Origin of the sequence: Echinimonas agarilytica, assembly GCF_023703465.1 — a bacterium.
Taxonomy (GTDB): domain Bacteria; phylum Pseudomonadota; class Gammaproteobacteria; order Enterobacterales; family Neiellaceae; genus Echinimonas; species Echinimonas agarilytica.
This window is the reverse complement of sequence record NZ_JAMQGP010000002.1, coordinates 405372-420279: the sequence shown is the minus strand read 5'-3', so window position 1 is coordinate 420279 and position 14908 is coordinate 405372. Positions and strand designations below refer to the sequence as shown.

Here is a 14908-nt window from a genome sequence, read left to right as displayed (position 1 = left end):
AATGATGAACAAACTCGCACTTTCCGTTTCACTCGCGCTTGCAGCAGCGGCGACTCCTGCACTTGCAAACGACTTCACAACTGCACTGAAATCAGGCAAAGCTACCGTAGATGCTAACTTACGTTACGAGAATGTTTCTGACGATACTGCTGCTAAAGACGCTGACGCACTGACGTTGCGTACTCGTATTACCTATACCACGGGCGAATTCGAAGGTTTCTCTGCCGTTGTTGGTATGGAAGATGTTCGCGTCGTGGCCGGTATCGACGACTACAACGCAGCAGGTCTGAACGGTAAACCTGAATACTCTGTGATTGCCGATCCAGAAACAACAGAATTGGATCAAGGTTACCTTGCATACAAAAACGGCATGTTCGGCGGTAAAATTGGTCGCCAAGTCATTGCGTTGGATGGTCAGCGTTTTGTAGGTCATGTTGGCTGGCGTCAAGATCGTCAAACGTTTGATGCAGTAAGCATCGACGTGACTCCAGCAAAAGATGTTGCTGTAAAGTACGCCTATATTGACAAGCGCAACCGTATTTTCGCTGAAGACAAAGACATCAAATCAAACGATCACTTGTTGAACGCATCGTATAAAACGTCTTACGGTACATTAAGCGGTTACGGCTACTTACTTGAAGAAGACACTGATACAGAAAAAAGCTACGACACTTGGGGCGCGAGCTTCAAAGGCGGTACTGATTTAGATAGCGTAAAAGTCCTATACGCTCTAGAGTTTGCTAGCCAAAGCTATGAAGAAGAAGGCAAAGAAGATTACGATGCCGACTACTACTTAGTAGAAGGTGGTGTTGTCTACAGCGGTATTACCTTCAAACTCGGTTATGAAGTATTGGGCTCTGACGATGGTAAAGGTGCATTCCAAACTCCACTGGCAACATTGCATAAGTTCCAAGGTTGGGCAGACATGTTCTTGAGCACACCAGCTGAAGGTGTAGAAGACTTGTACTTCTCTGCTGGAGGTAAATTGTTTGGTGGTAAGTGGGCTGCTGTTTATCACGATTTCACTGCCAATGAGTCTTCAGATACATTGGATGATCTCGGTACCGAGCTTGATTTATTGTACGCATACAAATTTAACGATGTCTTCAGTGGTGGCGTGAAGTACGCGGCATACTCTGCTGACGACTACAAAGCAGACACTGATAAAGCTTGGGTTTGGGTTGGCGCTAAATTCTAATCACTCTTGCTATCGATATAAAAAGGGAGCCTCGGCTCCCTTTTTATCGACATAATCCAGTTTAATCACGTTTTTTACGGCTGTTTTTCCATCGTGTCCACGACAACATAATTCCGGTATACACCAGCAAACATGCAAGTAACGATGCGATACCCGCCAGAGTTTGTCCAACAAGCCCATAAATCTCGCCCGTGTGCAAAAATCGAATGTAGCTGCGTACTTTTCGGTAATCAGACAACTGCTCAAATGACTGTGTTTCTAACACGTTTGCATTGGATGTATTCAGAGCAACCGAGAAGCGCTTTTGAGGTTCTCCGCCATTGCCATAGTCAACTTGATAAACACTAACTCCCTCATTTCGGTTCGACAACGAAAACTGAATCGTCTGCCACTGAGGAAAGGCTTGTTTCACTGCATCAAGTTGCTGGGCCAGTGGTAAAGCTGTGTCAACGTTCAACTCTTGCAGTACCAACTGACTCGGGAATAAAGGCGACTCAGATGTAGCAAAGTTCTTTAACGCTTCGCCCGGCCATTTAAATGAAAAAAACAAAGCAGTGAAAACCACAACAAACAAAATAGGTGCCATATATAGGCCAAATACATTATGCCATTGGTAGTTTCTGGCTTTGCTATTTGCATAGCGTCCATTCAAGGTTAGTTTCTGCTTAAACGCACGGGCTTTAAAGCGTTGTGGAAACCAAAGGTAAATTCCACTGATAACCAGTACTAAAAAGAAAGCATTGGAGATGCCATTCACCCAACTCCCCGTTTCACTGAAGCTTCCGTCGAACGTTAACCACCGGTGAAAGGCTCTGAGCTTTTTAAAGAATGTGACTGTTCCCTCTCCCAAAGAATCTAGTTTTTCTCCTGTGTAGGGATTGAGGTAAGCCACTGTGCGGCGGCCATCCTTTAACACCACTGGAGCGGATTGCTCATGACTGATCTGAATTTGAGGCGTTTTTTTGAAATGGTAGTTTTCGATAAAATCAACAACTTCATCCATCTCCAAAGGCTGGCTTTGTGTAGAAGGAGCAACCGGATAGTCAGCCCGTTGAGCGGCTTGAATCATCTGACGCTCGTAGGTAAGTGCTACGCCGCTGATAGACATTAGAAAGATAAAAAGAGCGGCACTACAACCTAAAACCAGGTGTGCCCAAAATAGAGTTTTTTTGATGCTCATGTACATACCAAAAAAACCAGCACTGTGTGCTGGTTTAACTAACTTCCCTGAATTTAAAGTAAGGCAATAATCTAATTGCCTTGAGTCAGGCTAGAACGATGTTTTGATCTCGAATCGAGCCATACGTTCATCACCAATAGTGACATTATTCACGCCACCGCCGGCAAGGTAATTGGTATCAAACAAGTTTTCGATATTAAATCGATAATTTACGTCCACACCACCTATTTCATGTTGATAAGTCGCACCCAAATCAAATCGCGTGTACCCGTCTTTTTTCACCGTGTTATTGCTATCGGCATAGCGCTCACCTTGGTAAAAAGCTCCTAAGTTCAGTGCTAAGTTTTCTGTGTATTCATATCGAGACCAGACCGATGCAGACCATTCAGGAGCATCAATTGGCGTTTTACCCTGATAGTTTTCATCTTTTTCATACTCGGCATCAAGGTACATGGTAGATGCCATCAAGAACAACTTGTCGGTCACGGCACCTTGAGCTGACAACTCAAAACCTTGGTGTTTTTGCACACCCGACTGAGTTGTAATGGTGTCGAAATCAGAATCATCATCAAGGCGTTCGGAAATTAAAGCACCTGTTTTTTCAATATCAAACAAGGCCGTTTCCACAAGTAGTCGATCTGACACTTGCCATTTGGCACCAATTTCAATTTGCTCAGATGTGACCGCATCCAGATCCATACCGTGGTTTGCATCTGTCTCATCGTTCAATGTTTCACTTGAAGCAGGTTCGAAACTTTCTGAATAGTTCACATACACGGTGGCATTTTCAATCGGGTGATACAACACACCAAATTTAGGAACGAAGGATTCGCTATCTGCTCCCTCACTATTTTGACGATCAAAACGACCGCCAAAAGCAACTTGCCAATTTTCATTGAGCGTCACCAGATCTTGAAAGTAAAAACCGTAGTAGTCATATTCGCTGGTATAGAGGCTATCATCGTCCTTGTAGCTAATGTCGGGTCGAGTGGGTTCAGTGCCACCTGGCACATAGTCCACAGAAGGAGCTGTAACTCTGAGCTGTCCGTAGTAATAATCTAGGCTGTTCATCCCGACCAATACTTGATGTTCGGTTGACGCAATCGAAAATTGCCCCACCAAATCAACGTAGGCGGTTTTGAACTTCCAATCGTCGAATCGGTCATACGGATTCGATGTATAGCTGTCACCTTCAACATAGTCCGAAGGTTTTCTAGGCGAAGACTCGAAACGTTGGCGTTCAAATGTTTGCTCGTTGTAACCAACTTTCATCATCCAGTCTTGGTTGAAAAAATAGCTGATTTTGGTACCGATGTTTTCAACATCAATGTCTGTGAAAGCCCATGAGAAATCATAGATAGTGTCATCACTACCGATTACATTGCCGTTATTATCAAGCCAAGCGCCTGTATCTAAGCCGGTTTTATCGCTGGTTCGGTCATAGTAAACATTGATCGATAAATCATCACTCACTGAATAGTCTAATACGATCGACCCCAAGAAACGGTCACGCTCTCGTGATTCACCATTCTGGTATTCCCGATCGTATTCCACGTCTTGCTTCACCAACACACCTCGATATGTCAGGTCTTCTACAATTTCACCACCTGCATCGAGCATAAAGCGAGAAGAGCCGTTCTGATCGGTATCGGCACTGATATCGAACAATCGAGTGGAAGTAGGTTGCTTCGTCACCATGTTAATCACACCACCAGGGGCGGATTGTCCATATAAAATACTTGAAGGGCCTTTAATGACTTCAACACTCGACAACGTTTCGATCGGTTGTTGGTAGTGTGACCAGTGTTGATGACCATCTCTGAGGTAGCCTGTGGATGAGCTGAGCTCGAATCCACGTGAACTAAAAACTTCACGATTACGCTGTTTAGAGCCTGGTGACAAACTTGCATCATTGGAGAGAACTTCGCCCAGAGTGGTCGCTAATTGCTCATCAATCACGATTTCAGGAATAACAGTCACTGCTTGAGCAGTGTCTAACAGAGACGTATTCATGCGCATCGCGCCCGACGCATCATCTACTTTATAGTCGTTAAAGTAGCTTCCCTTCACTTCAATTACATCAATATTAGATTCTTCTGCCATTACGACATGGCCATACGACGCCAATGCTATGGATACAGCTGTAGATAAAACGTTGATTCTCATGTGATTCCCATTAAAGACTTCTTAACTTTAAAACGAGCGAGATTGTACACAAATAAAATACAAATGCAAACTATTATCATTTACATACTCGTTACACTAAGTTGAACTCTAAAATTTTATTCACATTTAATTTCAACAACTTAATTAATTTTCAAGCGAAATTAGTTAACTCTCGAAATTAACATTAACTTTAAATCTATACTTTTTGTTAACAATTAAGGGGGGCTAGGGATGTCATCGTGATGCTCAGTTTTGCAAAAACACCAGAATAAACGGTAGAGCAAGAGCACCATTGAAAGGCTTTGCGTTGCCACCTTGCCTTGCCAAAGACAAAGTGGCCTGAATGAGATTTAAGTATTGTTCGGAGTGCCACTGTGAAATCTGAACTCAGTATCCGGGGCTAAAATTAACTCAGCTTCAACCTCGCCTATAATGTCGACTCGATCGGCAATTGATACATCACCTGCAACTTGTTGTGCAAGATGCAAATAGTCTTCAAAATGTCGCGCCTCTGAGCGCAATAAGGACACATAGAACTTGCCTAAATCATCATCAATATATGGCACGAGCGCGGCAAATCGTTCACACGACCGAGCTTCGATGTATGCGCCGCAAATTAGTTTGTCGGTCAAGGCTTGAGGTTCATAAGTTCGCACTTTTTTCATCAAACCCTTTGCATAGCGCCCTGCGCCTAATGGTTGGTAAGGAATATGACGCTGGTTCATGATGTCGAGAACTTGTTGAAAGTGATGAAGCTCTTCTTTAATGAGCAACACCATTTTCTGAATAAGGTCAGAACCGAACTCTACGCCTTCTTTTACCTGTAATTTTTTACCCAGCCCACTATGCTCACTGCCCGGCATTGCTCCTTGGCGATAAACGAAATCTTCATAGGGCTTGAGCCATTGCAGCAATTCGGCACTACTACTGGTGTCGACGGCATATTTTCGGATCAACCACATTGCGGTTTGCGCTGCTTTTAGCTCGCAGTTGCAGTGATCAATGAGTAAGTCGGGGAGCATTTGCTTTGACGAAGCAACATCAAGCCACGCCTGCGGGGTTTCACATTTAAGAAATGATAAAATTGGGGCAAGTAAATCAGAGGTGGTCAATTTTCAATACAACTAAATACCAGTGTTGGGTGACTCAAATTCTACCATCTATCAGCTTAGGCGTTAAGGCTTAGCCGTCATTCCACATCATGCTCAGACAGAAGCATCATAGTCTCGAAGTAGAACAAGTCGTTCCCCACACATGCGTATGTTAACCGTAAGTTAACATCGTGCACTTTTCCTGATGAACAGGAAATCGACATACAACCAACCGCATAAATCATGAATAATCTTCGCTGATTAGCAAGTTATCGATTGAAAACGCCTAAAAATCCATATAAAAAACAATCGAAACGATAATATAGTGTGAATGTCGTCAACATTTTGTTATCACCTGAGCAACATGAGTCACAAATAGATGCATGAACGTGTCTTTTTTTTCACTACAGTCATTAAAGTATTCATTAATTCAGGTAAGCTGAGCCTTGTTCAAAAATCTAAAGTATTTGATGTGAGTTTAGACTCACTCCAATAGTGGTAACTTTATGGGTGCGAAGACAATCCGGTCTGTAGCAGTGTATACACCGATGGCACATGGTTTTTACTATGGTCAGCTTTGTCAGCACCTCAATCATCTCGCGTTTGAACTCAATCTAGAAATTCACATGATCTGCACTGGCAATTTAGGCCGCTATGATTCTGAGCTATCGCTCAATAATGTGGATGCCGTTATCTCGATCAAAAATGCCATTGGCAAGTCATTAATCAACACCATAGTCAACAAACAAATTCCACTCATATCTATTGGGCACCAATACTCAGAGCATCAGATTGATTGTGTGATTTCCGATAACAGAGATGGCCTTGCTCAGATTTTTGCCTATTTATTTGAACGAGGATATCAACAAATAACCTTTGCTGGTGATCTGGACTGCCAAGAGATTAACGAGCGCTATCATGCATTTATGGAATGCCAGCAAGCCTATCAAATAGTCCCATTGGCAAATGATCTGATCAATTTAAAGGGTCAGTCATATAGTGCAGGTAACCAAGCGGCCGATCATCTAGTGAACTTTGAAGATGCTCCTCAAGCGGTGATCTGCGGAAACGATTTAATTGCATCCGGTCTAATCGATCGCTTAGCACATCATAGTTGGCGAGTTCCAGAAGATGTTTGTGTGGTTAGCTTTGAAGCCCAGCAAAGCGATCATTCGAACCGTGTCAGCGTTTCTCATGATCCATTTCTACTTGCAGAGTTTGCCATTGAACAATTGATGCGACGCGCTGAACACCCTGAACAGGGGCAGCAAACAATCCTTGTTGAAAACAAACTGCTGAACTCAGCTGCAAATGACGACCCCGCATTTACCTCCAAAGGCACCAAGGCGCTCAATTTATTAGAGCTATCGAATGCCTTTGTCAGTTCAGATGAGAACTTACACTCTGGATTAGAAGAGTTACTGAGTTTAAAGAAACAGATCGGTCACTTTACCGAATGGGCTTGTCTAGCAAACTGGCAACGCAATAACAATCAACGACCGTATATTAAAATAATTGAGATGCATGGCGATGGCTCCAAGTTAGACACAGAAGTGTTAGGCGCTAAAGCATTTTGTCGTGCAGAAGACTTTCCTTTAAACCATTGGCTTGATAAGTATGTGGTAAACACTGCTCAGATCTTGTCTTTTCCTATCATCGTGAATAATGAAGCTTGGGGCTTTATCTGTGTTGCGGGTAGCTTACACTCCCCCGAACAGTTAGCCTTGTATCAACAATTTGTGGGGTTGGTCAGTCAGCTAGCTCAGCGCCACGAGCGCGATGTATTGGAAACCTTGGCGATTCAACAAGGTAAGCAGTCCGACCGGTTACAACGACGTTTACAAGCGGCCGCGCAAAAGTCGACTGGAGGGCTGTGGGAATGGGACCTAGCAACAGACCAAACCACTTGGAATGACCGCGCCCTTGAGATGCTTGGATTCACGTCACCTGAAAGCCAAAGTTCAGTGCGCAATATGGGCTTGTTTGATCGCATGAACACGCTTGATCGCGCGGTTGTGCAAAAGCGCATTGCCTCTCATATCAAGCATGGCATGCCGCTATCAGTTAATTTCAGAATGCTGTGCAATGACAAAACCACACGCTGGTTTGCTGCGACAGGCGAGGTTATATCCGGCTTTGATGGCCGCCCCAAACGCGTGATTGGCAGTATTCAGGACGTCACTGAAAAGCGCCGCTCTGATCAACGTTTCAAAATGATGGCCAGCTACGATGCCCTAACAGGTTTACCAAACCGTTCCATGGTAAGCGATCAGCTTGCGCAGCAAATTCGACGTTCTCCCCAACAGCCATTGGCCGTCATTCAAATTGGCTTAGACCGATTCAAACACCTGAACAACCAACACGGGCATGAAGCAGGCGACAAACTACTGCGCCACGTCACAACCATTTTAAAGAACTCGCTGCGTGATCATGATTTTTATGCTCGTTTTAGTGGCGATGAATTTGTGTGCTTATGTCCTGTTGATAATCAGCGCCAGGCCATCGTCACTGCCAATCGGCTTTTGAACAAAATCGAGCAGCCATTGCATGATGCCCTCGACATTGATTTCTTTGTCACCGCAAGCATTGGCATTGCGTTATATCCCGATCATGCAGACACACCCGCAGACTTGCTAAGACGTGCGGATATGGCCATGCACCAATCAAAAGCCAATGGTAAAAATCAAACTTCATTATACAAAGCCAGTATTCAGGCTGACCGCAACACACGAGCACGCATTGACAATGAATTAAGAAAGGCGATTATCAGCAATGAGTTATCGCTGGTTTATCAACCACAGATTTGCCCTGTCACCAATAAATTAACGGGCGTCGAAGCCCTTATCCGGTGGCATTCAAAAGAACTTGGCGAGATTTCTCCAGCAGAATTCATTCCGCTGGCCGAAGAAAATGGACAAATTGTAGAGCTCGGATACTGGGTTCTCAAAGAAGCCTGTAGCACTCTAAAAAAATGGCAAAAAACATTCTCAACCCACATTAACATGTCGGTGAATGTGAGTGCCGCGCAGCTTGCCAATCCCATGTTCTTAAAAACAGTGCACCAAATTCTGCAAGTGTCTGCTATCAACCCCAAATACATCACCATGGAGATCACAGAGTCCACAGCTATTGCTGACATGGACAATGTGCGTTCCATACTAGAACAGTTAAGCCAACATGGTATTCAAATTTCACTCGATGATTTTGGGACCGGCTTTTCATCCATTTCCTTACTGCGTCAATTGCCACTCACAAGTCTTAAAATTGACCGCAGCTTCTTCAATGAATTAAAACGCGATAGCCAAGATTGGCTGATTATCAAAGCCATTCAAGAACTCGGCTCTGCGATGGGACATAAAGTCGTCGCAGAGGGCGTTGAAACGCTCGCACAGTTAGACCTCGTTAGAGAGCTTGAATGTGATGTTGTTCAAGGATATGTATATAGCCAACCTCTGGCTCAAACAGCCCTAGAAGCCTCATATTTTCTGCCTCAAGACTCCAAAATTCGGAGTTTTGGGTAAAAAACACTGCTTGACGAATTTTACAGTCTCGTCAACAGTGATTGCATAACAATTGAACAATGTATGTGGAACGTCGGAGAGTATTGACTCTACTGCAACACAGGGAATTGAAGGCTATCCTATTTCACCTTCAAAGTCGGGATCCCAAAAAAACCACCTACTTCGTCTAATTGCTATTCAGTTTTTCTAACCGTTGAACTGCAATGTTCGGTTTGTCGTACAAAAAGAGCGGCGTTAAATAGAAAGGAAGTGGCTTATGATTTTGAATCATCTTTGGGGACTTTACGCACATCCACGTGAAGAATGGCATACCATCGATCGCGAACATGAAGGCGCAAGTTACAGCATCATGCACATTATGCTGATTGCACTAATCCCGTCTGTTTGTTCATACTTTTCGACTGTTTATATCGGTTGGCGTATTGGCGCTGGCGATCCGATTTACCTGTCTCCTAATAGTGCGCTGGTTATGGGCATTGCCATGTACGTTGCAGTGCTTTGTGGCGTAGGTGCGTTGGCTTATTTAGCTAAGTGGATGGCACAAACATTCGGTTCGAACCCCACATACACCCAATGCTTGGAACTGGCTTCATATACGGCAACGCCTTTACTGATGGTTGGTTTTGCTACTTTGTATCCTGTAGTGTGGTTCATTATGCTGGTAGGGCTTGTAGGGTTGTCTTATTCTGTTTATTTACTGTATTCAGGCATTCCAATTTTAATGCATATCCCCGAAGAGCGCGGTTTTATCTATGCCAGCTCCGTAGTGACGTGTGGCTTAGTTCTACTTGTCTCAACCATGGTTGCAACAGTGATTTTATGGAACCTAGGATTGGGACCAGAGTTTGTGCACTAGCACAAAGACGAAATTTCAATACAAAAAAGGCAGCTGTAAAAGCTGCCTTTTCAATATCACCACACATAATTACGGGTGACCTTCATTATGCATTTCAAGGTTCGATGCTAGTTCAGCCGCTTTATCTGCTTGCGCATCATCATTTCGCAAGTTGTTCAAGCGGTCGAGATAATCTTCATCAATATCTTGAGTAATGTAACAGCCGTTGAATACTGATGTTTCAAAGCCATTGAGCTCTGGGTTACCTTCCTTCACCGCCGCAATTAAATCGGGGAGCTCTTGGAAGATCAAACCGTCGGCTTCAATAGCCTCACAGATTTGGTCTACATCACGTCCATGAGCAATCAACTCATGTGCAGATGGCATATCGATACCATAAACGTTCGGGAAGCGAATCTCAGGTGCTGCTGACGCAAAGTACACCTTTTTAGCACCACTCACGCGAGCCATTTCAATGATCTGCTGAGACGTGGTTCCACGTACGATAGAATCGTCAACCAGAAGTACATTCTTGCCTTTGAACTCGGCGCTAATTGCGTTGAGCTTTTGACGCACAGACTTCTTACGTGTTTTTTGGCCCGGCATAATGAAAGTCCGGCCAATATAGCGATTTTTAACAAAGCCTTGACGATACGGCAGATCTAGTTCCGCCGCAATTTCAAGTGCGATATCACAGGAAGTTTCAGGAATTGGAATCACTACATCAATGTCTTTGTCAGCCCAATCTCGTTTGATTTTTTCGCCCAGCAATTTACCCATACGCACGCGCGATTGGTAAACCGACACTTTGTCGATGAATGAATCAGGACGGGCAAAATAAACAAATTCAAAGATGCATGGGTTATGAGCAACTTTATCAATACATTGGTGCGAGTGCAGTTCACCTGACTCAGTGATGTAAATGGCTTCTCCGGGCTCAACATCGCGCAGCAAAGAGAATCCACAAACGTCTAAAGCAACGCTCTCAGAGGACACCATATATTCTGTTTTACCACTTTCACCTGTCCGTGTACCAAGAACTAATGGACGGATGCCGTTCGGATCTCGAAACGCCACAAGGCCGTGACCAATGATCATGGATACCGCAGCATAGCCCCCACGAATTTGTCGCATGGTCGCTGTAATGGCTTTGAAAACGTCGTCAGTACTAATGTTCCATTGGCGCGACACACACAACTCATGTGCAAAGACGTTCAATAGAACTTCTGAATCTGATGTGGTGTTAATGTGACGGCGAGCTGTTTGATAGAGCATTTTTTTCAGCTCTTCAGCATTGGTCAAATTACCGTTATGCGCCAGCGATACTCCAAACGGGGAGTTCACATAAAAAGGCTGAGCTTCCGCAGAGCTTGAGCTGCCTGCTGTTGGGTAGCGAACATGGCCAATACCCACATGCCCTTGTAAACGATGCATGTGCACATTGCCAAATACATCGCGCGTTAGGCCGTTTGCTTTCCGTAAGCGAAAACGTCCTTGCTCATCAATGGTCATAATACCCGCGGCATCCTGGCCACGATGCTGTAATACAGTCAGCGCATCATAGATGGTTTGATTTACGGGCGAATTCGCCACGATACCAATAATCCCACACATATACAGGGTTACCCTCAGCCGGAGCTAACCATCGTCTCTTGAAGTAAGGAAGATGATTGCTCTAAATAATCAAAAAACCAACGAACAACGATTTTAAATTCAGGTATCAAGACAGATGCTTGCCACCAATCGGTACTAGAGGATGCGGTAAATGCATCCATAAAGAACAGTAAAGCACACACAATAAGTACACCACGCAAACCGCCAAACACAAGTCCTAACACTCGGTCTGTGCCCGACAAGCCGGTTTTATCGACCAATTTGCCAAGCAGATGATTAATCATTGCGCCTAAAAATAACGTACAGACAAACAACAATGCGATGGATACGCCATCTCGGACCATTTCGTCTTCAATGGCCACAATGTGTATCGACAGATCTTGATAAAACTGGCTGGCGACAAGAAATGCAACAAACCAAGTCACTAACGAAATTGCTTCTCGAGTAAAGCCCCTAACGAGACTCACTAACGAAGAAATTCCGATAATTCCTAAAATCGCGTAGTCAATCCAAACCATGTGAGTACCAGTCCTGTGATTGCGGCGCGGATTCTAACAAATTCCCTAGCCACTTGCCTATGCCCATTTACTGGCTTTTCGGATTGTAAGGAAAAACTTTACCGTTTAATCCGGTCAACGCTTTCAGTTCCGGGCGCATGGATTTAAGTTTTTCGGTGTCTAAATCAGGGCCCACATATACCCAAGTCGGCTCACCTTGAATAGGTTTTTTGGGCTTACTAAATGCGGGGTAACCCGCATCTCTCAACTTTTCAACTAATGCGTTCACGTTCTTTGCATTACGAAACACACCCAACTGAATCACATGAGCGCTGTCGCTAAAAGGCTCAAGTTTTTTGTCCGTTGGATTGATATCGCCTACTTGCGTTACTTCAGTATCGTTAGCAGAAACGGTTGCTGACGGCTCTGTGGATTCAAGCGGCTGAAGATCAATAGAGTCAGAGCCAGAAGCGATGACAGGAAGTCGTTGAGGCTCTTCTAACGCTTCAAATTCGCGTGGTTCGAGCGCAGGTTGTAACGGTATAGCAGCAAACTCCTGCTTTCGCTTTATCTTCTCTCCATCAAGCACATCAGGCAGAATAATGGCTGCAAGTGCCACTAACACCAAAGCACCCACTAATCGATGTTTCAATATTGGATTCACGAAGCTCAAGACCTTTGCAACGACTCCAATGCCGCCGCTACTGTATAAAACGAACCAAAGACCACAACCATATCATCTTCGGCTGCGGTTTCAAGCGCATGACGCAGCGCAGTCTCTACGTTGAGACAAATGTTAGGCGATTGTTCCGATAAACTTTCAGCTAGCATTGATGCTTGCGCGCCTCGGGGCACATCAAGGTTCGCCACGTACCAACAATCGATAATTTGTTTAAGAGGATTGAGGGAGTTGACACTGTCCTTGTCGCTGAGCATTGCCACCACACCAATCACACGCTGTGATTTATTGGTTCTAATTTGCTCTGCTAACAAACGCGTGGCTTGAGGGTTATGAGCAACGTCCAGCACCACTAAAGGAGCATTTTGCACAACCTGCCATCGTCCCGGTAGATTTGCCGCTGCGACACCCTTAGCTATCGCATCTTCGGCGACATCGATCTGCAATGCATCAAGTGTCGCAAGAGCAGTGCCTAAGTTTGTCAGAGGAAGTGCTGGCACTGGCAATGAATGCCATTGCTGATTGCGTCCTCGATACGCCCAAAGCCCATCTTCAGCTTTGTGCAAGGCAAAATCACGACCTAACTGCCATGCCTGGGCATCAATATCGAGCGCATGCTGCAATACCGTCGGCGGCAAGTCTACACTACCTAATATGGCTGGTTTTCCAGTGCGGAACACACCTGCTTTCTCTTGCCCAATAATATTAATATCACTGCCAAGAAATGTTTCATGATCGTAATCCACCGACGTGACAACTGATACGTCTGGCGATATTACATTGGTCGCATCAAGCCTGCCACCAAGGCCAACCTCAACAATCGCTACATCTAATTGAGCACGCTTTAGCATCAATAGCGCGGCTAAAGTTCCAAATTCAAAGTAGCTTAAACTCGTTTCTCCACGCGCTTCTTCAACAGCGCAAAAGGCTTCACAAAATGCTTCAGCATCTTGCATCTGACCGTTGACTCTCACGCGCTCGCGATAATCACAAATGTGTGGAGAGGAATAAACGCCCACTCGATAGCCCGCTTGAAGCAAACAATTTTCGATAAAGCAGCAAGTCGACCCCTTGCCATTGGTTCCAGCCACCAATATGACTTTCGATGGCGCAAGCGAGCGTAATGACAAAGCATCGGCAACGCTGCCTACTCGCTCAAGACCGAGTTCAATTTCAGTGGGGTGAATTGATTCGAGATATGCCAGCCACTCATCAAGTGAGCGACCGGCAGATAAAGGAGAGGTCATTATTCAGGAACGACAGAGGTTTCAGTTGTCGGTAAGTTACACATTTTGGCCAATAAACGAGCCAAGGTGTCACGCATTTCGCGACGGTCAACGATCATATCAACCGCGCCGTGCTCAACTAGAAACTCACTCCGCTGAAAACCTTCTGGTAGCTTTTCACGAACGGTTTGTTCGATCACGCGAGGTCCAGCAAAGCCAATCAGAGCTTTAGGCTCTGCAACATTGATATCACCCAACATTGCCAAGCTCGCCGATACGCCCCCCATAGTAGGGTCGGTCAATACTGAAATAAACGGTAAGCCTTTTTTCGACATCTTTGCCAATGCCGCAGAGGTTTTAGCCATTTGCATTAAGCTAAACAGAGCTTCTTGCATCCTCGCACCACCACTCGCTGAAAAACAAATCAACGGTAAGTTGTGCTCCAAGCAATACTCGGCGGCTTTCACAAAACGTGCACCGACCACCGAGGCCATAGAACCGCCCATAAAGGAGAATTCAAACGAAGCAGCCACAACAGGCACTTCCTTAATTGAACCTTTAAGAACGATCAAAGCATCGGTTTCACCCGTTGCTTTTTGGGCACTCGCTAAACGTTCTTTATAACGCTTAGAGTCTTTAAATTTGAGCACATCCTTAGGCTCAAGGTCTGCGCCAATTTCTTCGCGCTCGCCTTCATCTAACAACGCTTCTAAACGCTTGCGCGCTGTGATCCGCATGTGATGATTGCACTTAGGACATACTTCTAAATTGCGTTCTAATTCTGCACGGTACAACACCTGCTCACAAGAAGAACACTTACTCCAGATACCCTCTGGGATGTTGCGACGCGATGAAGCATCGACTTTATTCTTTGGAAGAATCTTTTCAATCCAGCTCATGA

11 protein-coding genes are annotated in these 14908 nt (G+C 44.8%); 3 read left to right on the top strand and 8 right to left on the bottom strand.

What is annotated here, in order from left to right; translation table 11 throughout:
* The first annotated feature begins 1 nt into the window (after position 1).
* On the top strand, positions 2-1198 hold the full coding sequence (locus tag NAF29_RS06125) for an alginate export family protein (RefSeq protein ID WP_251260611.1): 1197 nt from the start codon (positions 2-4) through the stop codon (positions 1196-1198).
* Positions 1199-1259: 61 nt separating this feature from the next.
* Here NAF29_RS06125 and NAF29_RS06120 read toward each other — a convergent pair whose 3' ends face one another.
* From NAF29_RS06120 to miaE, 3 genes are all read right to left on the bottom strand, one after another.
* A complete protein-coding gene (locus NAF29_RS06120) occupies positions 1260-2378 on the bottom strand; it encodes a PepSY-associated TM helix domain-containing protein (RefSeq protein ID WP_251260610.1) in 1119 nt (372 codons plus the stop codon).
* Between the two features lie 90 nt (positions 2379-2468).
* Positions 2469-4544 carry a TonB-dependent receptor gene (locus tag NAF29_RS06115; protein WP_251260609.1) on the bottom strand — a complete coding sequence of 692 codons (2076 nt, stop codon included), beginning with the start codon at positions 4542-4544 and terminating at the stop codon, positions 2469-2471.
* Positions 4545-4894: 350 nt separating this feature from the next.
* A complete protein-coding gene (miaE, locus tag NAF29_RS06110; protein WP_251260608.1) occupies positions 4895-5656 on the bottom strand; it encodes a tRNA isopentenyl-2-thiomethyl-A-37 hydroxylase MiaE in 762 nt (253 codons plus the stop codon).
* A 485-nt stretch (positions 5657-6141) separates the two neighbouring features.
* On the opposite strand from miaE, the gene NAF29_RS06105 reads away from it, so the two are divergent.
* Both NAF29_RS06105 and NAF29_RS06100 read left to right on the top strand, forming a co-directional pair.
* Positions 6142-9156 carry an EAL domain-containing protein gene (locus NAF29_RS06105; RefSeq protein WP_251260607.1) on the top strand — a complete coding sequence of 1005 codons (3015 nt, stop codon included), beginning with the start codon at positions 6142-6144 and terminating at the stop codon, positions 9154-9156.
* 256 nt (positions 9157-9412) lie between these two features.
* Positions 9413-10012: a Yip1 family protein gene (locus NAF29_RS06100; protein ID WP_251260606.1), complete on the top strand. Its 600-nt coding sequence runs from the start codon at positions 9413-9415 to the stop codon at positions 10010-10012.
* 69 nt (positions 10013-10081) lie between these two features.
* On the opposite strand, the gene purF is transcribed toward NAF29_RS06100, so the two are convergent.
* From purF to accD, 5 genes are all read right to left on the bottom strand, one after another.
* Positions 10082-11605 (bottom strand): amidophosphoribosyltransferase, encoded by a 1524-nt coding sequence (gene purF, locus NAF29_RS06095; RefSeq protein ID WP_251260605.1) that lies wholly within the window; start codon positions 11603-11605, stop codon positions 10082-10084.
* Positions 11606-11619: 14 nt separating this feature from the next.
* Positions 11620-12123, bottom strand: a complete 504-nt coding sequence (locus tag NAF29_RS06090; RefSeq protein ID WP_251260604.1) for a CvpA family protein — start codon at positions 12121-12123, stop codon at positions 11620-11622.
* Positions 12124-12190: 67 nt separating this feature from the next.
* Positions 12191-12766: an SPOR domain-containing protein gene (locus NAF29_RS06085; protein WP_251260603.1), complete on the bottom strand. Its 576-nt coding sequence runs from the start codon at positions 12764-12766 to the stop codon at positions 12191-12193.
* Between the two features lie 5 nt (positions 12767-12771).
* The gene (gene folC / locus NAF29_RS06080) at positions 12772-14028 is read right to left on the bottom strand and encodes a bifunctional tetrahydrofolate synthase/dihydrofolate synthase (RefSeq protein ID WP_251260602.1); all 1257 of its coding nucleotides are present in this window, start codon (positions 14026-14028) and stop codon (positions 12772-12774) included.
* Positions 14028-14906 carry an acetyl-CoA carboxylase, carboxyltransferase subunit beta gene (gene accD / locus NAF29_RS06075; RefSeq protein WP_251260601.1) on the bottom strand — a complete coding sequence of 293 codons (879 nt, stop codon included), beginning with the start codon at positions 14904-14906 and terminating at the stop codon, positions 14028-14030. Before accD ends, folC begins: the two co-directional genes overlap by 1 nt.
* Positions 14907-14908 lie beyond the last annotated feature (2 nt).

What these genes read in the sequence shown, in the direction of transcription:
- NAF29_RS06125 (WP_251260611.1), top strand. Translation starts at nt 2, where the DNA reads ATGATGAACAAACTCGCACTTTCCGTTTCACTCGCGCTTGCAGCAGCG.
- NAF29_RS06120 (WP_251260610.1), bottom strand. Translation starts at nt 2,378, where the DNA reads ATGAGCATCAAAAAAACTCTATTTTGGGCACACCTGGTTTTAGGTTGT.
- NAF29_RS06115 (WP_251260609.1), bottom strand. Translation starts at nt 4,544, where the DNA reads ATGAGAATCAACGTTTTATCTACAGCTGTATCCATAGCATTGGCGTCG.
- NAF29_RS06105 (WP_251260607.1), top strand. Translation starts at nt 6,142, where the DNA reads ATGGGTGCGAAGACAATCCGGTCTGTAGCAGTGTATACACCGATGGCA.
- NAF29_RS06100 (WP_251260606.1), top strand. Translation starts at nt 9,413, where the DNA reads ATGATTTTGAATCATCTTTGGGGACTTTACGCACATCCACGTGAAGAA.
- purF (WP_251260605.1), bottom strand. Translation starts at nt 11,605, where the DNA reads ATGTGTGGGATTATTGGTATCGTGGCGAATTCGCCCGTAAATCAAACC.
- NAF29_RS06090 (WP_251260604.1), bottom strand. Translation starts at nt 12,123, where the DNA reads ATGGTTTGGATTGACTACGCGATTTTAGGAATTATCGGAATTTCTTCG.
- folC (WP_251260602.1), bottom strand. Translation starts at nt 14,028, where the DNA reads ATGACCTCTCCTTTATCTGCCGGTCGCTCACTTGATGAGTGGCTGGCA.
- accD (WP_251260601.1), bottom strand. Translation starts at nt 14,906, where the DNA reads ATGAGCTGGATTGAAAAGATTCTTCCAAAGAATAAAGTCGATGCTTCA.